The sequence below is a fragment of the Sporosarcina sp. FSL K6-3457 genome (assembly GCF_038007285.1).
GTDB lineage: Bacteria > Bacillota > Bacilli > Bacillales_A > Planococcaceae > Sporosarcina.
In genome coordinates, this window is sequence record NZ_JBBOWX010000001.1 from 1083615 (window position 1) to 1108579 (window position 24965).

26 protein-coding genes and 1 riboswitch are annotated in these 24965 nt (G+C 43.1%); of the genes, 22 read left to right on the forward strand and 4 right to left on the reverse strand.

Annotated elements, in window-relative coordinates:
• Window positions 1–25: 25 nt before the first annotated feature.
• The 4 genes from hutU (at window position 26) to N1I80_RS05225 (ending at window position 5701) form a co-directional block, all read left to right on the forward strand.
• Window positions 26–1705 carry a urocanate hydratase gene (gene hutU / locus N1I80_RS05210; protein WP_340736866.1) on the forward strand — a complete coding sequence of 560 codons (1680 nt, stop codon included), beginning with the start codon at window positions 26–28 and terminating at the stop codon, window positions 1703–1705.
• Window positions 1698–2963: an imidazolonepropionase gene (gene hutI, locus N1I80_RS05215; protein WP_340736867.1), complete on the forward strand. Its 1266-nt coding sequence runs from the start codon at window positions 1698–1700 to the stop codon at window positions 2961–2963. Before hutU ends, hutI begins: the two co-directional genes overlap by 8 nt.
• Window positions 2964–3111: 148 nt before the next feature.
• Window positions 3112–4590 carry a histidine ammonia-lyase gene (gene hutH, locus N1I80_RS05220; protein ID WP_340736868.1) on the forward strand — a complete coding sequence of 493 codons (1479 nt, stop codon included), beginning with the start codon at window positions 3112–3114 and terminating at the stop codon, window positions 4588–4590.
• Window positions 4591–4813: 223 nt separating this feature from the next.
• A complete protein-coding gene (locus N1I80_RS05225; protein ID WP_340736869.1) occupies window positions 4814–5701 on the forward strand; it encodes a 5'-3' exonuclease in 888 nt (295 codons plus the stop codon).
• 94 nt (window positions 5702–5795) lie between these two features.
• Here N1I80_RS05225 and N1I80_RS05230 read toward each other — a convergent pair whose 3' ends face one another.
• Window positions 5796–6854 (reverse strand): LLM class flavin-dependent oxidoreductase, encoded by a 1059-nt coding sequence (locus N1I80_RS05230; protein ID WP_340736870.1) that lies wholly within the window; start codon window positions 6852–6854, stop codon window positions 5796–5798.
• Window positions 6855–6974: 120 nt separating this feature from the next.
• Here N1I80_RS05230 and N1I80_RS05235 point away from each other — a divergent pair, with 120 nt between their 5' ends.
• The gene (locus N1I80_RS05235; RefSeq protein ID WP_340736871.1) at window positions 6975–7322 is read left to right on the forward strand and encodes a winged helix-turn-helix transcriptional regulator; all 348 of its coding nucleotides are present in this window, start codon (window positions 6975–6977) and stop codon (window positions 7320–7322) included.
• Between the two features lie 63 nt (window positions 7323–7385).
• Here N1I80_RS05235 and N1I80_RS05240 read toward each other — a convergent pair whose 3' ends face one another.
• From N1I80_RS05240 to N1I80_RS05250, 3 genes are all read right to left on the reverse strand, one after another.
• Window positions 7386–7880: a C39 family peptidase gene (locus N1I80_RS05240; RefSeq protein ID WP_340736872.1), complete on the reverse strand. Its 495-nt coding sequence runs from the start codon at window positions 7878–7880 to the stop codon at window positions 7386–7388.
• Between the two features lie 72 nt (window positions 7881–7952).
• Window positions 7953–8417, reverse strand: coding sequence for an STAS domain-containing protein (locus tag N1I80_RS05245; protein WP_340736873.1), 465 nt, complete (start codon window positions 8415–8417; stop codon window positions 7953–7955).
• Window positions 8418–8515: 98 nt separating this feature from the next.
• Complete coding sequence (locus N1I80_RS05250; protein WP_340736874.1) at window positions 8516–8836, reverse strand: thioredoxin family protein; 321 nt, start codon at window positions 8834–8836, stop codon at window positions 8516–8518.
• A 265-nt stretch (window positions 8837–9101) separates the two neighbouring features.
• On the opposite strand from N1I80_RS05250, the gene N1I80_RS05255 reads away from it, so the two are divergent.
• From N1I80_RS05255 to sufU, 17 genes are all read left to right on the forward strand, one after another.
• Complete coding sequence (locus tag N1I80_RS05255; protein ID WP_445683692.1) at window positions 9102–11528, forward strand: 3-hydroxyacyl-CoA dehydrogenase/enoyl-CoA hydratase family protein; 2427 nt, start codon at window positions 9102–9104, stop codon at window positions 11526–11528.
• 26 nt (window positions 11529–11554) lie between these two features.
• Entirely contained in the window at window positions 11555–12730 is a 1176-nt protein-coding gene (locus N1I80_RS05260; RefSeq protein ID WP_340736876.1) for an acetyl-CoA C-acetyltransferase, read from the forward strand.
• Between the two features lie 57 nt (window positions 12731–12787).
• Window positions 12788–14575 carry an acyl-CoA dehydrogenase family protein gene (locus tag N1I80_RS05265; RefSeq protein ID WP_340736877.1) on the forward strand — a complete coding sequence of 596 codons (1788 nt, stop codon included), beginning with the start codon at window positions 12788–12790 and terminating at the stop codon, window positions 14573–14575.
• Window positions 14576–14744: 169 nt separating this feature from the next.
• The gene (locus N1I80_RS05270; RefSeq protein ID WP_340736878.1) at window positions 14745–15062 is read left to right on the forward strand and encodes a hypothetical protein; all 318 of its coding nucleotides are present in this window, start codon (window positions 14745–14747) and stop codon (window positions 15060–15062) included.
• A 5-nt stretch (window positions 15063–15067) separates the two neighbouring features.
• Window positions 15068–15400: a helix-turn-helix domain-containing protein gene (locus N1I80_RS05275; protein WP_340736879.1), complete on the forward strand. Its 333-nt coding sequence runs from the start codon at window positions 15068–15070 to the stop codon at window positions 15398–15400.
• Between the two features lie 92 nt (window positions 15401–15492).
• Window positions 15493–15852: an arsenate reductase family protein gene (locus tag N1I80_RS05280; protein ID WP_340736880.1), complete on the forward strand. Its 360-nt coding sequence runs from the start codon at window positions 15493–15495 to the stop codon at window positions 15850–15852.
• A 75-nt stretch (window positions 15853–15927) separates the two neighbouring features.
• Window positions 15928–16311 carry a glycine cleavage system protein GcvH gene (gcvH, locus tag N1I80_RS05285; RefSeq protein WP_340736881.1) on the forward strand — a complete coding sequence of 128 codons (384 nt, stop codon included), beginning with the start codon at window positions 15928–15930 and terminating at the stop codon, window positions 16309–16311.
• 54 nt (window positions 16312–16365) lie between these two features.
• A complete protein-coding gene (locus N1I80_RS05290) occupies window positions 16366–16728 on the forward strand; it encodes a toprim domain-containing protein (RefSeq protein ID WP_445683636.1) in 363 nt (120 codons plus the stop codon).
• Between the two features lie 17 nt (window positions 16729–16745).
• Complete coding sequence (locus N1I80_RS05295) at window positions 16746–17045, forward strand: thioredoxin family protein (protein WP_340736883.1); 300 nt, start codon at window positions 16746–16748, stop codon at window positions 17043–17045.
• A gap of 46 nt (window positions 17046–17091) precedes the next feature.
• Window positions 17092–17197: riboswitch (SAM riboswitch) on the forward strand.
• Between the two features lie 100 nt (window positions 17198–17297).
• A complete protein-coding gene (locus N1I80_RS05300; RefSeq protein WP_340739971.1) occupies window positions 17298–18323 on the forward strand; it encodes a methionine ABC transporter ATP-binding protein in 1026 nt (341 codons plus the stop codon).
• The gene (locus N1I80_RS05305) at window positions 18316–18984 is read left to right on the forward strand and encodes a methionine ABC transporter permease (RefSeq protein ID WP_340736884.1); all 669 of its coding nucleotides are present in this window, start codon (window positions 18316–18318) and stop codon (window positions 18982–18984) included. Before N1I80_RS05300 ends, N1I80_RS05305 begins: the two co-directional genes overlap by 8 nt.
• Before the next feature lie 64 nt (window positions 18985–19048).
• On the forward strand, window positions 19049–19900 hold the full coding sequence (locus tag N1I80_RS05310) for a MetQ/NlpA family ABC transporter substrate-binding protein (RefSeq protein WP_340736885.1): 852 nt from the start codon (window positions 19049–19051) through the stop codon (window positions 19898–19900).
• 95 nt (window positions 19901–19995) lie between these two features.
• Window positions 19996–20835, forward strand: a complete 840-nt coding sequence (locus N1I80_RS05315) for a MetQ/NlpA family ABC transporter substrate-binding protein (RefSeq protein ID WP_340736886.1) — start codon at window positions 19996–19998, stop codon at window positions 20833–20835.
• A 358-nt stretch (window positions 20836–21193) separates the two neighbouring features.
• Window positions 21194–21973, forward strand: coding sequence for a Fe-S cluster assembly ATPase SufC (sufC, locus tag N1I80_RS05320; protein ID WP_340736887.1), 780 nt, complete (start codon window positions 21194–21196; stop codon window positions 21971–21973).
• Between the two features lie 19 nt (window positions 21974–21992).
• Window positions 21993–23300 (forward strand): Fe-S cluster assembly protein SufD, encoded by a 1308-nt coding sequence (gene sufD, locus N1I80_RS05325; protein ID WP_340736888.1) that lies wholly within the window; start codon window positions 21993–21995, stop codon window positions 23298–23300.
• Window positions 23300–24529 (forward strand): cysteine desulfurase, encoded by a 1230-nt coding sequence (locus tag N1I80_RS05330; RefSeq protein ID WP_340736889.1) that lies wholly within the window; start codon window positions 23300–23302, stop codon window positions 24527–24529. The genes sufD and N1I80_RS05330 overlap by 1 nt, the downstream gene beginning before the upstream one ends.
• Entirely contained in the window at window positions 24519–24965 is a 447-nt protein-coding gene (gene sufU / locus N1I80_RS05335) for a Fe-S cluster assembly sulfur transfer protein SufU (protein ID WP_340736890.1), read from the forward strand. Before N1I80_RS05330 ends, sufU begins: the two co-directional genes overlap by 11 nt.

Here is a 24965-nt window from a genome sequence, read left to right on the forward strand (position 1 = left end):
GTAGATTAGTTAGGAGGGATTCCGAATGGGAAAAGCAGCTGAACGAGTAATTCGTTATCGGGGAACGGAGTTGAATACGAAGGGCTGGCAGCAGGAAGCGGCACTTCGTATGCTGATGAATAACTTGGATGCGGAAGTAGCAGAGCATCCAGATGAGCTAGTTGTGTACGGGGGAATTGGCAAGGCGGCGCGTAATTGGGAGTCGTTTGATGCCATTGTTCGCTCATTAAAAGAACTTGAAAATGATGAAACCTTACTTGTGCAATCGGGAAAACCGGTTGCGATATTTAAGTCACATACAGACGCACCAAAAGTATTGATTGCCAACTCGAATTTAGTTCCGGCCTATGCCAATTGGGAGCATTTCCACGAGCTCGATAAAAAAGGATTAATGATGTACGGGCAAATGACGGCGGGTAGTTGGATTTACATCGGTTCGCAAGGCATTGTGCAAGGGACGTATGAAACGTTTGCGGAGCTGGCGAAGCAGCATTTTGGCGAGTCATTGAAAGGGACCATCACATTGACGGCTGGACTTGGCGGCATGGGTGGTGCCCAACCATTGGCGGTGACAATGGCTGGTGGTGTTTGTATTGGTATTGAAGTCGATGAAACACGTATTGACCGACGTATTGAAACGCGTTATACCGATGTTAAAACAGCGTCTTTAGATGAAGCTATTCGTTTAGCGAAGGAAGCGAAATCCGAGGGGAAAGCTTTATCAATCGGACTGCTTGGCAATGCGGCTGAAGTGTTGCCTGCTATGATTGCTCGCGGGTTTATTCCAGATGTGCTAACAGACCAAACATCAGCGCATGATCCATTGAATGGCTATATACCTGTTGGGATGTCGCTTGAGGAGGCGGCGACATTGCGTGCCACCAATCCAGAGGACTATGTGAAACGTTCGAAAGCATCGATGGCGAGACATGTTGAAGCGATGATTGACATGATGGATAAAGGCGCCATTACGTTCGATTATGGTAACAATATCCGCCAAGTTGCGAAGGACGAAGGCATCACACGCGCATTTGATTTCCCAGGATTCGTGCCTGCGTATATTCGTCCGCAGTTTTGCGAGGGCAAAGGGCCGTTTCGCTGGGTAGCATTATCGGGAGATCCTGAAGATATTTATAAAACGGATGAAGTGATTTTACGTGAGTTTAGCGATAATAAGCATTTATGCAATTGGATTAACATGGCGCAGGAAAAAATCCAATTTCAAGGATTGCCGTCACGTATTTGCTGGCTTGGTTACGGGGAACGCGCACGCTTCGGGAAAATCATCAACGATATGGTCGCTTCGGGTGAGTTAAAAGCACCGATTGTTATTGGTCGGGATCATCTCGATTCTGGCTCGGTGGCATCACCTAACCGCGAAACAGAAGCGATGAAGGATGGTTCAGATGCTGTGGCGGATTGGCCGATTTTGAATGCAATGATCAATGCAGTTGGAGGCGCGACATGGGTTTCCGTTCATCATGGCGGTGGAGTTGGCATGGGCTACTCGATTCACGCAGGCATGGTCATTGTGGCAGATGGTACGAAAGAGGCGGAAGCTCGAATCGAACGCGTTTTGACGACGGATCCCGGTATGGGCATCGTGCGACACGTGGATGCAGGCTATGAGTTGGCCGAGAAAACAGCCCGGGAAAAAGGAGTCAATATCCCGATGATGGCAAAAGGGGGGACTCAGAATGACTAACATCGTTTGGATTAAACATGCATCTCAACTAGCCACATTAGCACAACCGAGCAAGGGGCCACGCATCAAAGACGCGATGAACAATCTTTCAATCATTCGAGATGGTAGCGTTTGGATTGAGGACGGCATCATTCGAGCAGTTGGTACAACGCGACAGCTTGAAGAACAGTTTCAAGACCGTGCACATGAAGCAATGATTACCGATGCAAAAGGTCATTTGGTTACACCAGGACTCGTGGATCCACACACGCATATCGCTTATGGGGGCAGTCGCGAACGCGAATTTGAAAGGCGTCTTCAAGGTGCAACGTATATGGAAATCATGAATGCTGGTGGGGGCATTCATGCAACGACAACGATGACGCGTGAGGCGAAGGAAGATGAGCTGGTGGAACAAACCAAACGTAGGCTGGATTCATTTTTGCAACATGGCGTGACGACGGTTGAAGGGAAAAGTGGCTATGGACTTAATCTTGCAACGGAGTTGAAGCAGCTACGTGTCATGAAACGCTTGCAGGCGGAGCACCCCACTGATATCATTCCAACATTCATGGGAGCGCATGCTGTTCCGACAGAGTACAAGGGACGCGAAGAGGAGTATGTCGATTATGTTATCAATGACATGCTACCAGCCGTCGCCAATGAAAAGTTGGCGGTTTTCAATGATGTGTTCTGCGAGGTTGGTGTTTTTACTCCGAAACAATCGGAGCGTATTTTGGAAGCAGGTAAAAAATACGGACTCATACCGAAAATTCATGCGGACGAAATTGAACCGTACGGCGGGGCAGAATTAGCAGCTAAAGTGGGTGCGATTTCAGCAGAGCATTTATTGAAAACTTCTGATGAAGGAATCGCGGCGATGGCTAACGCGGGGACGATTGCTTGTTTATTGCCAGCGACTGCACTTTTCCTTCGTGAACAGGCGGCAGAGGGGAGAAAAATGATTGATGCGGGTGTGCCTGTTGCGATTTCAACGGATTGTAATCCAGGCTCGTCTCCTACGACTTCGATGCCGCTGGTCATGAATCTCGCGTGCATTTCGATGCGTTTGACACCATCGGAAGCCTTGACTGCCGCGACGTATAATGCGGCATGTGCCATTCAGATGGAAGACAAAATAGGGTCGATTGAGCCTGGAAAACAGGGAGATATCGTGTTGTGGGATATTGCTAACTACCAGGAGCTACAATACTTGTTTGGTGTGAATCATGTCAAAGCTGTCTGGAAAAAAGGGGTCAAAGTCGTAGGTCGGTCTTAGGTCAACAAGGATATAGTTCGATCCTTGTTGACCTAAGCCTCCGGCGGATGTCACAAATTTCGAGGGGAGTTAATTGCGCAAGCGCAATTCGAAATTTGGACGCAATTACGCCTTTGCGTAATTGATTAAGAGATAAAGGATGGTTGCTATGATTACTTTAACAGGCTCATCTCTTCGCTTGGATGAGATGAAGGCTATTTTATATAAAGGGTACGGTGTTTCATTGGACGAAGAAGCATTGGTACGAGTGCGGAAAAGCCGTGCTGCGGTGGAGAAAATTGTGCGTGAAGAACGGACTGTATACGGCATTAATACTGGTTTTGGCAAGTTTAGTGATGTGAAAATTGATGAGAAGGATACGAAGGCTTTGCAATTGCACTTAATACGCTCGCATTCATGCGGTGTTGGAGAGCCATTTCCCGAAATGGTTTCACGGGCGATGGTTGTGCTCCGTTTGAATGCGTTACTGAAGGGCTTTTCAGGTATTCGTGGAGAGGTGTTGGAGCGTTTTGCTTATATGGTCAACAATCGAATTCATCCGGTGATTCCGCAACAAGGCTCACTTGGGGCGTCAGGTGATCTCGCGCCATTGTCACATTTGGCGCTTGTGTTAGTGGGTGAAGGATCTGTTTGGCAGGGCAAGGAGCAGGTTCCGGCGGCAGATATTTGGCGGGAGCATGGCCTTACACCGATTGTATTGGAAGCGAAAGAAGGCCTGGCACTCATTAATGGAACGCAGGCGATGACGGCACAGGGTGTGGTCAATTATTTGGAGGCGGAGTCATTGGCCTTTAATAGCGAGTGGATTGCGGCGATGACGATGGAAGCGTTGCATGGCATTACGGATGCTTTTCATCCAGCGATCCATGAAGCGCGCGGCTATCCAGAGCAAGTAGATGTGGCGGCACGGATACTGGAGTGGTTAGCGGGAAGCCAATTGACGACTATTCAAGGAGAAAAGCGCGTGCAAGATGCGTATTCCATTCGTTGTATTCCGCAAGTGCATGGAGCCAGCTGGCAGGTGCTTAGCTATGTAAAAGAAAAATTGGAGATTGAAATGAATGCTGCAACGGATAATCCGCTTATTTTTGATGATGGCGACACGGTCGTATCTGGAGGCAACTTCCATGGGCAGCCGATTGCGTTTGCGATGGATTTTCTGAAGCTTGGTGTGGCGGAGCTGGCGAATATTTCGGAGCGACGTATTGAACGTTTGGTGAATCCCCAGTTAAATGAAGGATTGCCACCGTTTTTGAGCTCAGAACCTGGCTTACAATCAGGCGCAATGATTTTGCAATATTCAGCAGCAAGCCTCGTGTCGGAAAATAAAACCTTAGCACATCCAGCATCGGTTGACTCAATTCCGTCGTCTGGCAATCAAGAAGACCATGTGTCAATGGGGACAATTGGTGCAAGGCATGCCTATGCGATTATTAAAAATGCGCGACATGTCTTGGCTATTGAAGCATTATGTGCCTTGACGGGTTGTCATATTCGAGGAACGGAACAGATGGCGTCTAAAACAAAGGGGAAGTTTGAGCAGTTAATGGGGATTGTGCGGCCGATAGATGAAGACCGGGTTTTCACGCCAGATATTGAAACGTTGGCGCAATTTTTGGTGGAGTGAGGGAGAAAAAGCTGAAGCTGGGGTTATGGCTTCGGCTTTTTTTTATGGGAGGAAAGTCTTGATTCGCCAATAACTTGGTTGTGAGTGCCAATAAATTATGTCGAAGCGCCAATATTTGCTTGAGAAACGCCAATAAACAGTGTACAAACGCCAATAACTATGACACGAGCTTTTGGATTTAATGCTATGATAGGACAAGCAATCATTCTAGGAGGAATATTCAATGGACACTCAAGAAAAACCCCATATTTTATTAATCGACGGGATGGCACTTCTATTCCGTTCATTTTTTGCAACGTCTGCCATGGGGCACTATTTTCCGAATGCAGAAGGTACGCCGACGAATGGAGTGCAGGGATTTGCGCGCCATACAATGACCGCAACTTCATTATTTAAGCCCTCCCATCTAGCAGTTTGTTGGGACATGAGTGCGCACACGTTTCGTAATGATTTATTTGACGGCTATAAAGTGAATCGTCCTGAACCAGCACCAGAGCTTGTACCCCAGTTTGATATGGCGAGAAGTGTTTCGGAACTGATTGGTTGGAAAAACTACGGGATTCTTGGCATGGAAGCGGATGATTTGATTGGCTCGATGGTTACGATATGGGACGGGAAAGCGGATATCACGATTGTTACGGGCGATAAAGACCTGCTACAATTGCTTAGACCAGGCGTCCGCATTGCCTTTATGAAAAAAGGATACAACGTTTATGATATTTATACATACGAACGATTTGTAGAAGAATACGGCATTTCACCGCAGCAGTTCATCGATACAAAGGCTTTCACAGGTGATACTAGCGATGGTTATCCAGGTGTGAAAGGAATTGGACCGAAAACGGCACTGAAATTAATAAAGGAATATGGTTCGGTCCAAGGTGTTATCGAGGCCTTACACGAATTAACCCCCGCAATGCGTAAGAAAATAGAGGAAGATATGGATATGCTGCATTTATCAAGAAAGCTGGCAGAAATTCATTGTGAGATTGATATGAACGATCCAATAGAGGAGCTGACGATACCTTTATATGATGATAAGGTTCGAGAGTTAATGGAACGGGAAGGGTATTCGATGATTACTAGACAGGCCAAATCACTTTCATTGTAGATTTAGCAGTTAGTTGTCTATTACAATTTTTTGAAATTAGTCATTCACAAATGTTATATAAAAAGCTAACCGGAAAATTGTCCGGTTAGCTTTTTTAAACAATGGCTGTGTATTTTCTAATTGCTGGTAAAATTTCTGTGCCAATCAGTTCAATATTTTTCATTAACTTATCAAATGGGATACCACCAAAGTCCATTTGACCGATATAACGCTGATGACCAAATAGCTCATGCTGATAGAGAATCTTTTCAATGACCTCTTGAGGGCTACCGATATTCATAACATCACGCGCATCTGCACCTTGTGCAAAATGTTGCTTCGGATAACCACGCCCATTCGTGCGTTGCATTCCCTCATTAATATGAGGATAGGTTTCCTTTTGCGCCTGCTGAGTAGTTTCAGCCACGTAGAAAAATCCAGCAGTTGCAATTGGGAGTTTAGCTGGGTCAAAGCCGCTACGCTCGGCGGCTCCACGATAAGCAGCAATTGTTTGCTCAAAGATAGTTGCTGGTCCGCCCAATGTAGCTAAGAACATAGGAACCCCGGCGTAGCCAGCTTTAATCGCACTCGCGGAATGTCCACCAACTGCACGCCAAATCGGCAGTGATCCATTTTGTGATCGTGGTAGAATAGTTGCATCGTTTAATGGCGCACGGAATTGCCCGCTCCAATTGACGGCTTCTTCTTCATTAATTTTCAAAAGTAGCTCAAATTTCTCCTCAAATAACTCTTCATAATCGCGCACATTATAACCCAATAAATCGAAGAGTCCAACCCGTGATGCACGGCCAGCGACAATCTCCGTACGACCTCCGGAAATTAAATCGATTGTGGCAAAGTCCTCATACACACGAACCGGATCTGACGTACTAATTATGGTAGAGGAGCTTGCAATTTTAATGTTACTAGTCGCCTGCGCAATTGCCGCTAATACAACAGAATGTGCTTGCGTTGCAAAATACTCTTGGTGACTTTCTCCAACACTAAAAAAATCAATGCCTGCTTGATCTGCTAATTTGGCTAACTCAATGATTTCATGAATACGTTCTTGAGCAGAAATACGACTTCTCGTGTTTGGATTAGGGAGGTGATCCCCTAATGTGTAAATTCCAAATTCCAGGCCTTTACGCTGATCAATACGATACTTTTCCATATTTATCATCCTTATATCTGAATTATTTTGTCTACCGTTAGTGTAAGGTGTAATGATTTATTTTGTAAGTACGCACTTTAAAGTGGTATAGTATACAAAAGGATACTAAGGGGGAGTCATGTGGAAATGAAACCAGAGTTATGCCTTGTTGAAGATGCGTTAGGTATATTGGTAGGGAAATGGAAGCCGACTATATTATTAATTCTATTGCAGCAAGGAACGCATAGATTCAGTGAACTAAAACGAAGAGTGCCAGGGATTACACAGAAAATGCTAACCAAACAGCTACGCGAATTGGAGGAAGAGGATATTATTACACGTAAGGTGTATCCACAGGTTCCACCGAAGGTAGAGTATTCCATTACTGAATATGGAAAGAGTTTAGGGCCTATTTTGGAGGCTATGCATGAATGGGGAACAGCACATACACTTCGTAAAAAGAACAATGTCATTCAATATTTAGGTTAACAATATCTACAATGACAGCATTTTTTCGTTATGAAAATTACTTCATAATGAAAAAATGCTTTTTTAGGTTTTTGGTTCAATTTTCACAAAGGACAGCACGGGTTCATTCTTCTTATACGATAGCTGGCGCACCTGGCTCGGACGATTTCTGCCACCATTATCATGAATAATGAGCTCAATGTCGCCCTCTTGTTCCTCATAACCAATCACGGGCACCCAATGGTAATCAAATTCATACCCCCCACGCCAACGGAAATTAAACCACTTGTCAAACTTCGCTGCAACGAGTCGTCCATTATCGATTTGTCGTTTGACATCTGCAATATCACACTTTGCAACAGTCCAATCAGTGCCTAGTAATTTCCGCATATTGCGAATGAAAGACCCTTTACTGAGTCCGATTTTTGTCCCACCAAGTCGTGTGTATAATTCATTTACATCATATGGAAAAATTTCTGGAGGGAATTGATCCATAAGGACACGGGCAGTGACAGGCCCGCATGCAGAGGGACGAAATGATTCCTTGATATCGCTGTCGTATTGCGATTTACCTTTCACATGGAGTTGCTTTTTTATAATGAATACCCCCTTATATTATGAGATGCGCAAGTGTATAAAAAAATCACTTCCTCAAACTGAGCGAAGTGATTTTCCGTTTGAATTGAAAAGGACGGTGAGTGCGGTTTTGAAGTTGACATAGGTTTCAAGTTCGACATGGATGCCGGCTTGTACGATTTCTCGAACAAGCTGTGGGTTAAAACCGACGAAAATTGGACGAATGCCCATCAATTTCAAGGCCGTATTCAGTTGCCTCAGTTCGATTGCAAAGATATTGAAATCGAGTTGTGCAAGGTCTTTGGGTTCGACACCTGTAAAATCGAAAGCGACACAGTTCATTTCACGATGGTCTACAAAATAGTTGAGAACCCTTGAACTAATCGATTCAAGCCGGCCTTGACTGATAGGCCCAGCAATTGGCACTAGGATAGTATCTTCAATGAGGGAAGGGATGATAGGGGCAGAAAGTTCATGAATGACTAGTTCGTAGTAGGCGATTTTAGCTTTTAATTGTTGAATTTCTTTTACCTTGTCCATTGTTACACCTCACTGTTATTTTCTTCAGTATATATCACTCTGGAAATAAACACCATAAAAAAACGGATAGACATTTGTCTACCCGTTTAGGTATAAACTTACTTGCCTACACTGTCAAGGAAATCTGTGACTTGTTCAGGTGATTTTGCGTTGGCGCTATGCAAATGCGCTTGCTTTTCTCCATCTTGGAAAATAAGTAAGCTTGGAATGCCCATGACATCATATTTTTCAGCGATTTCTGGTAGCACATCACGGTCGATGTCATACCATGTGTACATATCGTATTTTTCAATGATCGGATCAATGAACATATCCATGCGCGTGCAGTCAGGGCACCATCCCGCTTGGAATTTAATAAGTGCTTTAGAATCGCCTGCAATGATTTCGTTGAATTGTTCAGCTGTTGTAATTGGTTTCATCTTTTTATTCCCTCCTTCATATAATAAGTGTACAATGATTGCAATCATGCCGGGTAGTAAAATGCTCTATCTAGAGATAGAACTAAAGAACCGTTGCAACAACGCTTGGCGCTAGGGGATGCTTCTCGCTGGAGATTATAAGATCAACATGTCTAGTAGAAAATATACTAGAATAAAAATAATTTCAATTTAAATATTGCGAAAATGATTGAAATGTTCTACACTGAGAGATATAGAAACGCTTTCTATTTTTTTTGCCCATAAAATGAATGGTGATTCATTCAAGAAAACAAGGGAGGCTTCTCACGTGGCTTATCAAATTAAAAAAGCAGCAGTCTTAGGATCGGGTGTCATGGGATCGGGTATTGCAGCACATCTCGCAAATATCGGAATTCCAGTTTTACTTTTGGATATCGTACCTGGCAAGTTAACGGAACAGGAAGAGGCACAAGGACTTACATTGGAGCACCCTCAAGTACGCAACAAAATTGCGGCGGGCGCTGTGCAAAATCTTCTTAAACAGAAACCAGCACCATTGACAACGAAAAGTAATCTATCTCTCATTGAAGCAGGGAATTTTGAAGATGACTTAGAAAAATTAAAAAACGTTGACTGGATCATTGAGGTTATCGTTGAAAGACTAGATGTGAAAAAAGGGTTATATGAAAAAATCGATGCCGTTCGCAAGCCGGGAACAATCATTAGTTCAAATACATCGGGCATTAGTATTGAAGCAATGGCAGAAGGTCGTTCGGAAGATTTTCAAAAACACTTCCTGGGCACACATTTTTTCAACCCACCGCGCTATTTGAAGCTGTTGGAAGTCATTCCGGCAAGTACGACAGCTCCAGAAGTTGTTCAGTTCATGACAACATTCGGTGAAGATCGTTTAGGTAAAGGTGTTGTCATTGCGAAGGATACACCGAACTTCATCGCCAATCGGATTGGTACATATGGACTGCTGATCACATTGCGTGAAATGGAGAAACGTGGCTATTCAATTGGAGAAGTCGATTCTGTGACTGGTACATTGATTGGTCGTCCAAAATCAGCGACTTTCCGTACGCTTGATGTGGTAGGTCTTGATACGTTCATGCATGTTGCGAAAAATGTCTATGATAAAACGGAAGGCGAAGAGCAGAAAGTGTTCGAACTGCCACCATTTATGAAAAAAATGATTGACAATGGCTGGATTGGTGCGAAAGCAAAACAAGGTTTTTATTCGAAGCAAGGGAAAGACATTCTCGAACTAGATAGAGAGACGTTTGAATATGGTCCAACTAGAAAATTGAAAACGCCTTCAATTGAAATGGCGAAGCAGCAAAAAGGGCTAGCAAACAGAGTGAAGACACTGGTTTATGCGAACGACCGGACGGGTGAAATTCTATGGAATATTGTTGCGCCGACATTGTTGTATTCAGCAGAGCTGCATGGAGAAATCGCGGACGATATTGTTGCTATCGACAATGCCATGAAATGGGGCTTTGGCTGGCAGCAAGGACCGTTTGAAATATGGGACGCAATCGGTGTAGCAAAATCAATGGAGAAGATGAAAGAAGAGGGCGCAACTGTACCTGCCTTCGTTCAAAGCTTGCTCGACAAAGGCTATGAAACTTTTTATAAAGAACAAGACGGAGACCTTTACTTCTTTGACGGGGAAGATTACAAGCTTGTCCCGGTGAATGAAAAAGCAATAGACCTAAAACGCTATAAGCAAAAACATGGTGTCATCAAAAAGAATTCTGGCTCAAGCTTGATAGACCTTGGAGACGGCATTCTCCTTCTTGAGTTCCACTCCCAATCGAATTCAATTGGACCAGATATCATTCAGATGATCAATTATGCAGTGGATGAAGTTGAGAAAAATTACAAAGGTCTCGTCATAGGAAATCAAGGGAAAAACTTCTGTGTAGGTGCGAACCTTGGCATGATTTTGATGGAAGCACAGGATGATAATATTTTTGAACTGGATTTCATTATCCGGTCTTTCCAAAACGCCATGATGAAAATCAAGTATTCTACGAAGCCAGTTGTAGCGGCGCCATTTGGTATGACGCTTGGTGGTGGAGCAGAAGTTTGTCTACCAGCAGCCCATATTCAAGCATCGATGGAAACGTATATCGGACTTGTTGAAGCGGGGGTTGGTTTGATTCCTGGTGGTGGCGGTAACGTCAATCTGTATTCGAAACATCTAAAAGGCTTGCCGAAGGGTGTCCATGTAGATTACCAATTTGTGGCGAATAAAGTCTTCGAATCTATTGCCATGGCGAAGGTGTCTACTTCTGGAGAAGAAGCACGCGACAACAACTTCCTTGATTTTGCAGACGGTGTTAGTGTCAATGGCGATCACTTAATCTATGATGCAAAACAGGTAGCACTTGCCTTATATGAAAACGGCTATAAAGCACCGAAGCACGAAAAGATTCCCGTAACAGGTGACTCTGGTTATGCGACAATGCTTCTCGGTGCAGAGGGCATGTTTTTGTCAGGGTTTATCAGCGAGCATGATCTGAAAATCGCGAAGAAGCTAGCCTTTGTATTAGCAGGCGGCAAAGTACCGTACGGAACATTAGTGGATGAACAGTATATGTTAGACCTTGAACGTCAAGCGTTCCTAAGCCTTGTGGCGGAACCGAAATCACAGCAACGTATGCAGCATATGCTCGTCAAAGGAAAACCATTGCGCAACTGATAGAGAGAGTAGAGGAGGAATTTCACATGCGTGAAGCAGTACTAGTAGCCGGTGCACGGACGCCGGTTGGGAAAGCGGGCCGGGGCTCACTTGTGTCGGTACGTCCAGATGATTTAGGAGCACTTGCCATTAAAGAAACACTGAAGCGGGCGGGAGGCTATGATGGGCCAATCGACGATTTAATTATAGGTTGTGCGATGCCAGAAGCGGAGCAGGGGATGAACGTGGCGCGTAATATTGGTGCGTTAGCGGGTCTTCCTGATACAACACCTGCCATTACGGTCAACCGATTCTGTTCATCAGGCCTTCAATCGATTGCCTATGCGGCTGAGCGTATTATGTTGGGACATTCAGAAGCCATCATTGCAGGTGGAGTTGAGTCGATGAGTATGGTGCCGATGATGGGCAATACGATTCGACCGAATGCTCACCTAGCAGAAACGGCTCCACAGTATTATATGGGAATGGGTCACACTGCCGAGCAAGTTGCCGTAAAATACGGTATTACGCGCCAAGAGCAGGATGAATTTGCGGTACTGTCGCATAAAAAAGCAGGAGCAGCGATTGCAGCTGGGAAATTCAATGATGAAATTGTCCCTGTTGAAGTCGTCAAACGTTCTGTCGATGACAATGGAAAATATAGTGAGAAGACATTTATGTTTGAAATGGATGAAGGCGTTCGTCACGGTACGAGCGTAGAAGGATTAGCGAAACTGCGTCCAGCATTTTCAGTGACAGGTACTGTTACGGCTGGTAACGCGTCACAAACATCTGACGGAGCAGGGGCAGTTCTCGTTATGGACCGCGAAGTAGCTGAAGCACAAGGCTTGAAGCCAATCGCGAAATTTCGCTCGTTTGCAGTAGGCGGCGTACCACCTGAGGTGATGGGAATTGGGCCGATTGTAGCGATACCAAAAGCATTGAAGCTTGCTGGTCTTACAATTGAAGATATCGACGTGTGGGAATTAAATGAAGCATTCGCTTCACAATCCCTACAAGTCATCCGTCATCTAGGTCTTGATATGGATAAAGTGAACTTCAACGGTGGAGCGATCTCTCTTGGACACCCACTTGGCGCAACCGGCACGATTTTAACAATCCGTATGATGAGTGAATTAAAACGTCAAGGCAAGCAGTTCGGCGTCGTTACGATGTGTATCGGCGGAGGAATGGGCGCGGCGGGCGTCTTCGAACTACTTTAATTTGGTGTAGCAAATTATGCAAGGTGAAATAGATTTGATTATGAGGAGGAAACTATAATGACTGAATTGAAAACAGCTGATCTAATCAAAGGTGGCGCTTTCCTAACAGAGGACATTGACGCAAACCGTGTATTTACACCGGAAGATTTTTCAGATGAACAGAAAATGATTGCGAAGACAACAGAGGATTACGTGAAAAATGAAGTGCTTCCTGTCGTAGAAAACCTTGAAAACCACGAGTTTGAGCACTCTGTCAGACTTCTTAAATCTGCTGGAGATTTAGGTCTGCTAGGGGCAGATGTACCGGAAGAATATGACGGTCTTGGTCTCGATAAAATCTCATCAGCTTTGATTGCTGAAAAAATGTCAGTCGCAGGTGGATTCTCCATTACACACGGTGCGCACGTAGGGATTGGAACGTTGCCAATCGTGCTGTTTGGTAATGAAGAGCAGAAGAAAAAGTACTTGCCGAATTCAGTAACTGGTGACAAAATTTCTGCGTATGCTTTGACAGAGCCAGGTTCGGGTTCGGATGCACTCGGTGCAAAAACAACTGCGAAGCTCAATGCTGAAGGCACACATTACATTCTAAATGGTGAAAAACAATGGATTACCAATGCTGGATTCGCGGACGTATTCGTTGTCTATGCAAAAATTGATGGCGATAAATTCACAGCATTCATCGTCGACAAAGAATTCCCAGGCGTTTCTGTTGGTGCAGAAGAGAAGAAAATGGGTATTAAATCATCTTCAACGCGCACGCTTATTCTTCAAGATGCACAAGTGCCAGTGGAAAACCTATTAGGTGAAATTGGCCGCGGCCATATTATTGCCTTTAATATTTTGAACATTGGTCGTTACAAATTGGGAGTCGGGACAATTGGTGGCTCGAAACGTGCACTTGAACTAGCGATTTCTTATGCTAACCAACGTCAACAGTTTAAAACGCCAATTTCTTCATTCAACTTGACGAAACAAAAGCTAGCAACAATGGCTGCGAAACTATATGCGACGGAAAGCTTGATTTACCGTACGGTTGGTTACTTTGAAGAGCGTCAGAGCCAGTTGAGCCCTGAGGAGCAAAAAGACGGTAAAGCAATTGCAGCGGCAATCGCAGAATATGCTATCGAATGTTCAATTAACAAAGTTGTCGGTTCAGAAGTGTTGGATTATATTGCTGATGAAGCTGTTCAGCTTCATGGTGGCTATGGCTTCATGCAAGAATATGAAGTAGAGCGTATTTACCGTGATTCCCGCATTAACCGTATTTTTGAAGGTACGAATGAAATCAACCGTCTTATCGTACCAGGAACATTTTTGAAAAAAGCAATGAAAGGCGAATTGCCACTCCTACAACAAGCGCAAGCCTTGCAAGAAGAATTGTTGATGATGATGCCTGAGGAAATAGGCGACGAAGCATTGGCGCAAGAGAAAGTGCTTGTGAAAAATGCCAAGAAAATTGGTCTTTTAGCGGCGGGTCTTGCAGCGCAACGCTTTGGTACGAAATTGGAGGCTGAACAAGAAGTATTGGTCAACATCGCAGATATTGCGAACAACATCTTTGCTATGGAATCAGCACTTCTTCGTGCAGAAAAAGCAGTTGCGCGTAACGGAGAAGAAAAAGAACAACAGAAGATTCTTTACACACAAATTTTCTGTCAGGAAGCATTTGAAGAGATTGAGAGAGATGCAAAAGAAACATTATTTGCAGCAGTGGATGGCGACAACCAGCGCATGATGGTATCTGCACTTCGCAAATTAACGCGTTCAAATCCATATAACATCATCGCGAAAAAACGTGAAGCTTCTGTGAAATTGATTGAAGCTGAGAAGTATATCGTTTAATTGAACAGTCTTTCTTGAAATGAAATATTATGAAGCAAAGCTCCGAACAACGAACGAGTTGTTTGGAGCTTTTTGAATGGCATGTGTGGCGAATCGTCGAATTCATTTTACTTACCCTATTGAATAGGGTATAATTCATACATAGTACAAGTGAGAAAAGGAATTACTCATGAAAAAATATACAGTTGGTGAATTAACCAGAACTTTTATTGAATTGAATACATTTATATCAAATTGGAAAAACTATGGTTTAAACGATGATGATTTATTTGAATTCGAAATAATCCTTATGCAAAATTCTAAAGATCATCCTGTAATTCAAGGGACAGGTGGACTTAGGAAAGCTAGATTTGTACCCGAACGTTTGAACAAAGGCAAAAGTGGTGGGTTTAGAGTAATTTATTTGGACTTGGAAGATAGTCAAATCATTATCCTACTTGTTGCAAAACAGTTAGTTGAAATTTTAAAAAGACATTATGGGAGGTAAGCATAATGGAAGAGTCTCTTTTCGAATCATTAAAATTGAGTTTAAATGAAGCGATTGAACATGCTGAAGGTAAAGTAAAGGTACGGAAACGGAAAGTTACGATTAAACCAGTACCTATGTTTAATGCCCTAGAGATTAGAAATACCCGAAATAATTTAGGATTAACACAATCGACTTTTGCGCAGTTGCTTGGTGTATCTAAAAAAACGGTAGAGGCATGGGAAGCAGGAACAAATTTACCAAATGGTTCAGCAATGCGTTTACTACAGCTATTCGCAGAAAATCCTGCCTTAGCGCAAGCGGAAGTTATTGTGGAAGATGAGCTGGAGTTTGCATGAGTTTACCCCCTCCTATTTAGCGTATCATCCAGATGCCAATAGGTATCTGGATGTTTTTTCTGTTATAATGGCGAAAATGGAGGTGTTGGGATATGGGACTTATATATTACGGATATCCGAAATGTAGCACATGCAGAAAAGCGAAGGCTTGGCTTGCAGCGAATGACCTGAATTTCCAAGAGGTGAATATTGTGGAGGCTCCTCCTTCAGTAGAGGAACTGAGTAAAATGATCGCAGCATCTGGACTAGAATTGAAAAAGTTTTTCAATGTTAGTGGAACAAAGTATAGGGAGCAGAATTTGAAAAATAAGCTACCAGAAATGTCAGATGAAGAGAAGATTAGCTTGCTAGCATCAGACGGAATGCTGATTAAAAGACCACTTGTTTTTGGAGAAGGTAAAGTGACACTTGGTTTTAAGGAAGAAGATTTTGAAAACGTCTGGACAAAGTGATTCCTTCCTTGTTTTTATGCACGAAATATGTCAAAATTGAAGAGAGTGAAATTATATATTTGGAGGGGTTACGGGATGAGCACACCAAAAGATCTGCGTTATTCTGAAGAGCATGAATGGGTAAAAGAAGAAGGCGGTAACTACCGTATCGGAATTACACATTTTGCACAATCTGAACTTGGCGATATCGTTTTCGTTGAACTCCCATCTGTTGGTGACGAAGTCAAGGCAGACGAGCCTTTCGGAAGCGTTGAATCCGTTAAGACAGTATCAGAACTGTACGCGCCAATTAGCGGTAAAGTAATTGAAGTGAACGAAGGACTTGAAGACAGCCCAGAATTCGTAAACGAATCTCCGTATGAAAATGCATGGATGATCGTTGTTGAGCCATCTGATGCTTCTGAATTGGATGCATTGATGTCCGCTGAAGCGTATGAAAAAATGACAGTCGGAGAATAACATAATCTTCCATCTAAACGTCGGCGTTATTTCGGCGTTTTTTTGTATCATAAAATGAAACAGGGAGGAATCTATGTGACATATGACAAGGTCATTGTTGTCGAGGGAAGTGCTGACAAAAAACGTCTTGCACGCATTCTTGCCGAGCCCGTGGATATCATTTGTACGAATGGGACCGTTAGCCCTTATCGATTAGAAGAACTGCTGGAACCTTATGAACAACATGAGCTTTATGTCTTTGTCGATGCGGATGAATCAGGTGATAAAATTCGAGCGTTATTCAAAAGAGAGTTTCCCGCCGCTATTTATTTATATACGGAAAAAGTTTATAAGGAAGTCGAAACAACCCCATATAAGGTACTTGCTAAAGTTTTAGTTGAAGCGAATTTAGCGGTTCACCCCCAATACTTACTGTAAAGGATGATTTATCTGTAATGGAAACATGGTCACGTGAACAATGGGAAGTAGTTGTGAAAGAGTCGGACGCTGCTGTGTATTATTTATATACACCGATGTGTGGAACATGTGCCGTTGCCTCTAAAATGCTGGAAGTTATTTCGGTTATGAAGCCGGATATGCCAATGGGCAAGGCGGATTTGAATTACGTACAAGATTTGGCGATGGATTACGAAATCGAAAGTGTTCCTTGCTTATTGATTCAAAAGAATGGCGTTGTACAGGATAAGATTTATGCATTCCAGTCTGTTCCGTATCTTCTTGAAAAAATGGATTGACGGATAAATGAAAATGTGGTACAATACAGGTTAATTGAATAGGTCGCTCTTATTAAGAGAGGTGGAGGGATAGTGCCCGATGAAGCCCGGCAACCGTCACGTAAGTGAAATGGTGCCAAATCACACAAAGCGTTTGCTTTGAAAGATGAGAGATTGGATGAACGTTTATTTGTAGTAAACGCAAAGCCTTTCTGCCCGTCTGCAGGAAGGCTTTTTATATTGAAAAGCATATCATTTTCAGAGGTGAAAACAATGATTCATTTAACAGATGTCAATAAACGATTCGGTAATGGCGAAGGCAGCATAGTAGCAGTTGATAGTGTGTCGTTTGAAATTGGCGAAGGTGAAATTTTTGGAATTATCGGCTATAGCGGCGCAGGAAAAAGTACGTTAATCAGGTTGTTGAATGGACTTGAAGCGCCGACATCGGGGAAGATTACAATTGGTAAACGAGAAATGTCTACGATTAAAGGCAATGAATTAAGGAAGGCGCGTCAAAAAGTAAGTATGATTTTTCAACACTTCAATTTACTTTGGTCGCGAACAGTAAAAGACAATATTGCTTTTCCACTTGAGATTGCAGGTGTGAAAAAAGCAGAACGTGAACGGAAAGTGGCAGAATTGATTGATTTAGTCGGTTTAAGCGGTCGGGAAAATGCCTTTCCATCTGAATTATCTGGTGGGCAAAAGCAACGTGTAGGTATTGCTCGTGCACTTGCAAATGATCCGGAGGTTCTATTATGTGATGAAGCCACTTCGGCGCTGGACCCTGAAACAACCGATTCAATTCTTGATCTGTTGACAGATATCAATAAGCGACTCGGCCTAACGATTGTACTTATTACCCATGAAATGCATGTCATTCGAAAAATTTGTCATCGTGTTGCAGTCATGGAAGCTGGGAAAGTAGTCGAAATGGGCGACGTGCTCGATGTGTTCCAATCGCCTCGGGAGCCGATTACGAAACGTTTCGTCTCTCAAATAACAGAGCCGGTAGAAGTGAAACAAGCAATGGAGCATATTAAAGAGGAATTTCCGTCAGGTACACTCGTCAAACTTATTTTTGTTGGTGAGCGGACAGAACAACCTGTTTTGGCAAGCTTAATCCGGAAGTTTACTGTCGATGTAAACATTGTGCAAGGAAATATCTCCCATACACATGGGGGAGCATATGGCTCTCTCATCCTTCAACTTGTAGGGGACGCAAAAATTGTCGAAGAAGCGATTCGCTATCTCAACGAACAAGATGTCCAGACGGAGGTGATCGGCAATGATTGATAACATGTTTCCAACTGTCGATTGGCCAAAAATGTGGGAGGCAACAGCAGAAACACTCTATATGACGGCTATTTCAACCGTTTTAACATTGATTATTGGACTGACACTAGGTGTTGTACTTTTTCTTTCGAGTCCTGGTCAGCTTTGGGCGAATAAATTGGCGAATTTCATAACGGGTGCTTTCGTTAATATTTTCCGCTCGATACCGTTCATTATTTTGATTATATTACTGATCCCTTTAACAAAATTCCTAGTCGGTACGATGCGTGGACCGAATGCGGCAATGCCCGCACTTATAATAGGGGCAGCCCCCTTTTACGCGAGAATGGTGCTTATTGCACTACAAGAAATCGATAAGGGTGTTATTGAGGCAGCCAAATCAATGGGAGCAAAAACAAAAACAATTATTTTTAAAGTTCTGTTACCTGAATCAATGCCCGCACTTGTTTCGGGCATTACGGTCACAGCCATTGCGTTGGTTGGGTATACGGCAATGGCAGGGGTCATAGGGGCAGGTGGACTTGGAAATCTTGCATTTCTTGACGGTTTCCAACGTAGCCGAACTGACGTCGTGCAAGTAGCAACAATCCTAATTGTTATTATTGTATTCATCCTTCAATTTATCGGGGATGCCATTGTTAAGAAGTTGGACAAAAGGTGATTTATTGGAATACCAGGCGATGCCTGAACTATAAAAACAACAGAGAAAAAGGGGAGTTTAGTCAATGAAGAAACTATTATCAGGAATTTTATTAGCAGTGCTTGTTCTGGCACTTGCTGCATGTGGAGCAAAAGAAAATGGTAATGCTGATAAGACTAGCGGAGGAGAAGGGACAAGCACTGAACCAACGAAGCTTGTAATTGGTGCTTCAAATACTCCACACGCAATTATCTTGGAAGAAGCACAACCTATTTTGAAGGAAAAAGGTATTGAACTAGAAATCGAAACGTATCAAGACTATGTGTTACCGAATAAAGACCTTGAATCAGGAGACTTGGATGCGAACTTCTTCCAACACATCCCTTACTTGGATCAACAAGTGATCGACCATGGCTATAAATTTGCAAATGCAGGTGCGATTCACATTGAGCCAATGGCTGTGTACTCAACTAAACATGATTCAATCGAAGATCTTCCAGACGGCGCAGTCATTATTTTCAGTAACTCTGTCGCTGAACACGGTCGTGTTTTATCATTACTTGAGTCTGCTGGCTTAATTAAATTGGCTGACGGTGTGGATAAAGTAAGCGCAGAAGTAAAAGATATTGTTGAAAACCCAAAAAATCTACAATTTGATGCCAACTACGAACCAGCACTGTTGCCACAATTGCATAAAAATGATGAAGGCGACGCGGTTGTTATTAATGCTAACTATGCAATCGATGCGGGCTTGAATCCAGTGAATGATTCAATCGCAATCGAAGCAACAGAATCACCTTATGCGAACATTATTACGGTAAGAGAAGAAGATGCAGACAATCCAGCAATTAAAACATTAGTTGAAGTATTAACATCGAAAGAAATTCAAGACTTCATTCTTGAAGAGTGGGGCGGAGACGTCGTTCCAGCGAAATAATAGGCTGACAACTTTGCAATGAAGAAAGTTGTTAATTGAATAAAGGACGTTGCCCGTCAACTAGATGAACAACATAGATAAAGGGAGATTTTAAAATGAAGAAACTTCTATCAGTAGCTTTACTAGCAGTGCTCTTATTAGCACTTGCAGCTTGTGGCACAAAAAATACAGACGATGGCAAAAATGCAAGTGGGGAAAAAGAAGTAACTAAACTTGTAGTCGGTGCATCCAATACACCACATGCTATCATTCTTGAACAAGCACAACCGTTATTGGAGGAAAAAGGCATTGAGCTTGTTATCGAGCCGTACCAAGACTATGTGCTACCAAACAAAGATTTAGAATCTGGCGACCTTGACGCTAACTATTTCCAACACATTCCCTACCTTGAGCTACAAATCGTGGATCACGGCTATACATTCGTCAATGCAGGCGGAATTCATATTGAACCAATCGGTGTCTATTCAAAGAAATATGAATCACTTGAAGAACTTCCAGAGGGGGCAACAATCCTCATTAGTAGCTCAGTAGCCGATCACGGCCGTGTCCTTGCATTGCTTGAGGCAAAGGGTTTGATTACACTTGCTGAAGGCATTGACAAAACAGCAGCTGAATTGAAGGATATTGTTGATAATCCAAAAAATCTTGAATTTGATGCAAACTACGAGCCAGCGCTTATGCCGCAACTGTATAATCATGATGAAGGCGACGCATTGCTCATTAACTCGAACTATGCAATTGATGGTGGATTAAATCCGCTTGAAGATGCAATTGCGATTGAAGATGCTGAGTCACCTTATGTGAACATCATTACTGTTCGTGAAGGCGATGAGAATAGTCCAGCAATTAAAACATTAATTGAAGTATTACAATCCCAAGAAATTCAAGATTTCATCGTTGAAGAATGGGGCGGCGCAATCGTCCCTGTGAAATAATTGAAACGAAAACACCACTGATATATGAAAGTATTAGTGGTGTTTTTGCTTTACCTTGATTCAGCAAGTGTGATTGTATTGAAAGCGAAGTGGCAGTGACTGAAGTTTTTACCTTCATGAGTGACTGGACGCAATCGCGTCGAGGTATGAATGTCTAAAATTCTCAATGAGGTGTAGATAAATGAAAATGCGCATCGAAAGGTAAAGCGCCGGTATACAAGTCTTGAATTAAGAGCATTCTTGTTGAAATCTTATCATTCTCAATGATTTGCAAGGCATTGCTTAATGGGTTAAGATTAGAATGATACTAAATAGAGAATGGTTTTCCGTTCATCTTTAATATATTGGAGGTATTGGAATGGCTACTTTGGAAATTAAAGGCCTTCACGTTGAAATTGAAGGCAAGGAAATATTGAAAGGCGTCGACTTGACGATCAATACAAACGAGATCCACGCAATTATGGGTCCGAACGGTACAGGTAAATCTACACTCGCGCAAGCGATTATGGGGCATCCCAAATATGAAGTGACTGCAGGTACTGTGACGCTTGACGGCGAAGACGTACTGGATATGGAAGTAGACGAGCGCGCTCGTGCTGGAATCTTCCTTGGTATGCAATATCCAAGCGAAATTACAGGCGTAACAAACGCTGACTTCCTTCGTTCAGGCATTAATGCTAAACGTGAAGAAGGCGACGAAATTTCTTTGATGAAATTTATCCGTGAGTTGGATAGTAAAATGGAATTCCTTGAAATGGACGAAGATATGGCAACACGTTACTTGAACGAAGGATTCTCAGGTGGAGAGAAGAAACGTAATGAGATTCTTCAATTACTAATGTTGAAGCCTACATTTGCGATTCTTGATGAAATTGACTCAGGTCTTGATATAGATGCATTGAAAGTCGTATCAAAAGGTATTAACGATATGCGCGGCGAAGAATTCGGTTGCCTAATTATCACGCATTACCAACGTCTCCTTGACTACATTACACCAGACCATGTTCACGTTATGATGCAAGGTAAAGTTGTTAAATCTGGCGGCGCTGAATTAGCACATAAACTTGAAGAACAAGGCTATGACTGGATTAAAGAAGAACTTGGCATCGAAGACGAGACAGTCGGGCAGGAAGCTTAAGAGAGGAGGACGATTCAAAATGACGGTTGAAACTAAAGTGGCATTGACCGAACAGGACGTCCGCTCCTATTCAGCTCAAATGAATGAAGCCGATTGGATGGCAGATTTCCGTGCAGATGCATTAGCGAAAGTGGAACAGCTTGCAATGCCAAAACCAGACAAAACGAAAATTGACAAGTGGAATTTCACAGAATTCCCTGTTCATGCAGTAGTGTCTTCGACATATACTTCATTGGACGAGCTTCCAGAAGAAGCACTTGCGTTAATTGATAAAGAGCAGCAAAAGAATATTTACGTTCAGCATAATAACACACCAGCGTGTCTTTCATTATCAGACGAGCTGAAAGAGCAAGGTGTTATCATGACGGATATCTTCACAGCATCACGTGAACATAGTGAGCTTGTGAAGAAATACTTCATGACAGATGGCGTTAAAGTAGACGAGCATAAGCTAACTGCACTACATGCAGCACTGATGAACGGTGGCGTTTTCGTTTATATTCCGAAAAATGTTGTTGTGGCAGAGCCACTTCAAGTGTTGTTTTTACATGATGATGCACAGGTGTCTCTATTTAACCACGTTATCGTAGTTGCAGAGAAGAATAGTTCATTGACATATGTCGAAAACTATTTGTCTACGGTCAAAGAAGCTAAAGGATTAGCTAATATTGTATCTGAAGTATTCACTGGCGATAATGCGAAAATTGTTTACGGTGCAGTGGATGTTCTTGCAGAAGGCTTCACGACATATGTGAATCGCCGTGGCGTTACAGGACGTGATAGCCGCATCGAGTGGGCACTTGGTCTGATGAATGATAGTGATACAATTTCTGAAAACATCACGCATCTTGTAGGGAATAACTCTTCTTGTGATATGAAGTCAGTTGTTGTTGGACGTGGTAATCAACGTCAGAACTTCACATCTGAAATCGTTCACTGGGGCCTTGATACAGATGGATTCATCTTGAAACATGGTGTTATGAAAGATGCATCATCATCAATCTTTAACGGAATCGGACGAATTGCAAAAGGAGCAACACGTTCGAATGCTGTCCAAGAGTCACGCGTGCTAATGTTGAGTGAAAAAGCACGTGGAGACGCTAACCCGATTCTTTTGATTGATGAAGATGATGTAACTGCAGGACACGCAGCTTCTGTTGGTCGTGTAGATCCGTTACAACTGTTCTATTTAATGAGTCGAGGGATTACAAAACAAGAAGCAGAACGTCTTGTCATTCATGGTTTCCTTGCGCCGGTTGTCAGCAAATTGCCGATTGAAGGCGTTAAGAAACAATTGACGGAGGTTATCGAAAGGAAAGTGCGCTAATGCTCAGTAAAGAGATCCGCAACCATTTTCCCATATTAGACCAGAAAATAAACGGGCATCCGCTCGTTTATCTAGATAGTGCTGCGACTTCGCAGAAGCCTCGCCAAGTCATTGAAGCGCTTAGTAATTATTACAACCTTGACAACTCGAACGTCCACCGGGGTGTACATACACTCGGCAATCGGGCGACTGAAGGCTACGAGGGGGCGCGCGAAAAAGTGCGTAAGTTCATCAATGCAAAGTCTACGGAAGAGGTTATTTTCTTACGTGGAACAACAACTGCGTTGAATACGGTCGCACAAAGTTATGGGCGGGCCAATGTAGGTGAAGGCGATGAAATCATCATTACCTATATGGAGCATCATTCAAACATTATTCCATGGCAACAGCTTGCGAAGGAAAAAGGGGCAGTGTTGAAATACGTCGACCTTGAGGAAGACGGGACGCTGTCGCTTGATAAAGTTCGTGAAGTGATTACAGAACGGACAAAAATTGTATCGATTATGTACGTGTCAAACGTACTTGGTACGATGAATCCGATTAAAGAAATTACTGAAATTGCGCATGCACATGGTGCTGTCATGGTCGTTGACGGCGCACAAGCTGCACCGCATTTAAAAATAGATGTCCAACAGCTCGACTGTGACTTTTTTGCTTTCTCCGGACATAAGATGTGTGGTCCAACAGGTATCGGCGTCTTATATGGCAAAAAAGCGTTACTCAACAATATGGAGCCTGTTGAGTTTGGCGGCGAAATGATTGACTTTGTTGGTCTATATGAATCTACGTGGAAAGAGCTCCCTTGGAAATTTGAAGGAGGCACACCAATCATTGCAGGAGCAGTTGGCTTGGGTGCTGCCATCGATTTCTTAGAGGAAATCGGCCTAGATCATATTGAACGCCATGAACATGAATTAGCAGGCTATGCAATGGAACGAATGTCGGAAATTGATGGGCTGACAATTTATGGTCCACTTGATCCGGAAAAACGTGCGGGCTTAGTGACATTCAATTTGGATGGTGTTCATCCGCATGATGTTGCAACGGTACTCGATATGAACGGCATAGCTGTTCGTGCAGGTCATCACTGTGCGCAGCCGCTCATGAAGTGGCTTGATGTATCGTCCACAGCGCGTGCTAGTTTTTATATCTACAATACGGAAGCTGACGTTGATCGCCTCGTGGACGGACTCCGTATCGCAAAGGAGTATTTCAACGATGTCAACTAATAATTTAGACCAGTTATACCGATCTGTCATTATGGATCACTATAAAAACCCAAGGAACAAAGGTGTCCTAGCAGATAATAATATTACAATTGATATGAATAACCCAACATGTGGAGATGTTATCCACCTGACACTTCAAGTGGAAAATGACATCGTACAAAATGCGAAATTCGAAGGCGAAGGCTGTTCAATTTCAATGGCATCGGCTTCAATGATGACGCAAATTGTGAAAGGAAAAAATGTGAACGAAGCTGCAAAGCTAGCACATGTTTTTTCAGACCTCATGTTGGGGAAAGATATTGACGACTCTATCGACCTTGGAGATATCGAGGCCCTTGCGGGTGTAGCCAAATTCCCTGCGCGCATCAAGTGTGCAACGCTTGCTTGGAAGGCGATGGAAAAGGGAGTCGGAAATGATTCCGACGCAACAGACTAA

Bases quoted from the DNA above. Each gene is read 5' to 3' on its own strand.
- hutU (WP_340736866.1), top strand. From the start codon at position 26: ATGGGAAAAGCAGCTGAACGAGTAATTCGTTATCGGGGAACGGAGTTG.
- hutI (WP_340736867.1), top strand. From the start codon at position 1,698: ATGACTAACATCGTTTGGATTAAACATGCATCTCAACTAGCCACATTA.
- hutH (WP_340736868.1), top strand. From the start codon at position 3,112: ATGATTACTTTAACAGGCTCATCTCTTCGCTTGGATGAGATGAAGGCT.
- N1I80_RS05225 (WP_340736869.1), top strand. From the start codon at position 4,814: ATGGACACTCAAGAAAAACCCCATATTTTATTAATCGACGGGATGGCA.
- N1I80_RS05230 (WP_340736870.1), bottom strand. From the start codon at position 6,854: ATGGAAAAGTATCGTATTGATCAGCGTAAAGGCCTGGAATTTGGAATT.
- N1I80_RS05245 (WP_340736873.1), bottom strand. From the start codon at position 8,417: ATGGACAAGGTAAAAGAAATTCAACAATTAAAAGCTAAAATCGCCTAC.
- N1I80_RS05250 (WP_340736874.1), bottom strand. From the start codon at position 8,836: ATGAAACCAATTACAACAGCTGAACAATTCAACGAAATCATTGCAGGC.
- N1I80_RS05255 (WP_445683692.1), top strand. From the start codon at position 9,102: ATGAATGGTGATTCATTCAAGAAAACAAGGGAGGCTTCTCACGTGGCT.
- N1I80_RS05260 (WP_340736876.1), top strand. From the start codon at position 11,555: ATGCGTGAAGCAGTACTAGTAGCCGGTGCACGGACGCCGGTTGGGAAA.
- N1I80_RS05265 (WP_340736877.1), top strand. From the start codon at position 12,788: ATGACTGAATTGAAAACAGCTGATCTAATCAAAGGTGGCGCTTTCCTA.
- N1I80_RS05270 (WP_340736878.1), top strand. From the start codon at position 14,745: ATGAAAAAATATACAGTTGGTGAATTAACCAGAACTTTTATTGAATTG.
- N1I80_RS05275 (WP_340736879.1), top strand. From the start codon at position 15,068: ATGGAAGAGTCTCTTTTCGAATCATTAAAATTGAGTTTAAATGAAGCG.
- N1I80_RS05280 (WP_340736880.1), top strand. From the start codon at position 15,493: ATGGGACTTATATATTACGGATATCCGAAATGTAGCACATGCAGAAAA.
- gcvH (WP_340736881.1), top strand. From the start codon at position 15,928: ATGAGCACACCAAAAGATCTGCGTTATTCTGAAGAGCATGAATGGGTA.
- N1I80_RS05290 (WP_445683636.1), top strand. From the start codon at position 16,366: ATGAAACAGGGAGGAATCTATGTGACATATGACAAGGTCATTGTTGTC.
- N1I80_RS05295 (WP_340736883.1), top strand. From the start codon at position 16,746: ATGGAAACATGGTCACGTGAACAATGGGAAGTAGTTGTGAAAGAGTCG.
- N1I80_RS05300 (WP_340739971.1), top strand. From the start codon at position 17,298: ATGATTCATTTAACAGATGTCAATAAACGATTCGGTAATGGCGAAGGC.
- N1I80_RS05305 (WP_340736884.1), top strand. From the start codon at position 18,316: ATGATTGATAACATGTTTCCAACTGTCGATTGGCCAAAAATGTGGGAG.
- N1I80_RS05310 (WP_340736885.1), top strand. From the start codon at position 19,049: ATGAAGAAACTATTATCAGGAATTTTATTAGCAGTGCTTGTTCTGGCA.
- N1I80_RS05315 (WP_340736886.1), top strand. From the start codon at position 19,996: ATGAAGAAACTTCTATCAGTAGCTTTACTAGCAGTGCTCTTATTAGCA.
- sufC (WP_340736887.1), top strand. From the start codon at position 21,194: ATGGCTACTTTGGAAATTAAAGGCCTTCACGTTGAAATTGAAGGCAAG.
- sufD (WP_340736888.1), top strand. From the start codon at position 21,993: ATGACGGTTGAAACTAAAGTGGCATTGACCGAACAGGACGTCCGCTCC.
- N1I80_RS05330 (WP_340736889.1), top strand. From the start codon at position 23,300: ATGCTCAGTAAAGAGATCCGCAACCATTTTCCCATATTAGACCAGAAA.
- sufU (WP_340736890.1), top strand. From the start codon at position 24,519: ATGTCAACTAATAATTTAGACCAGTTATACCGATCTGTCATTATGGAT.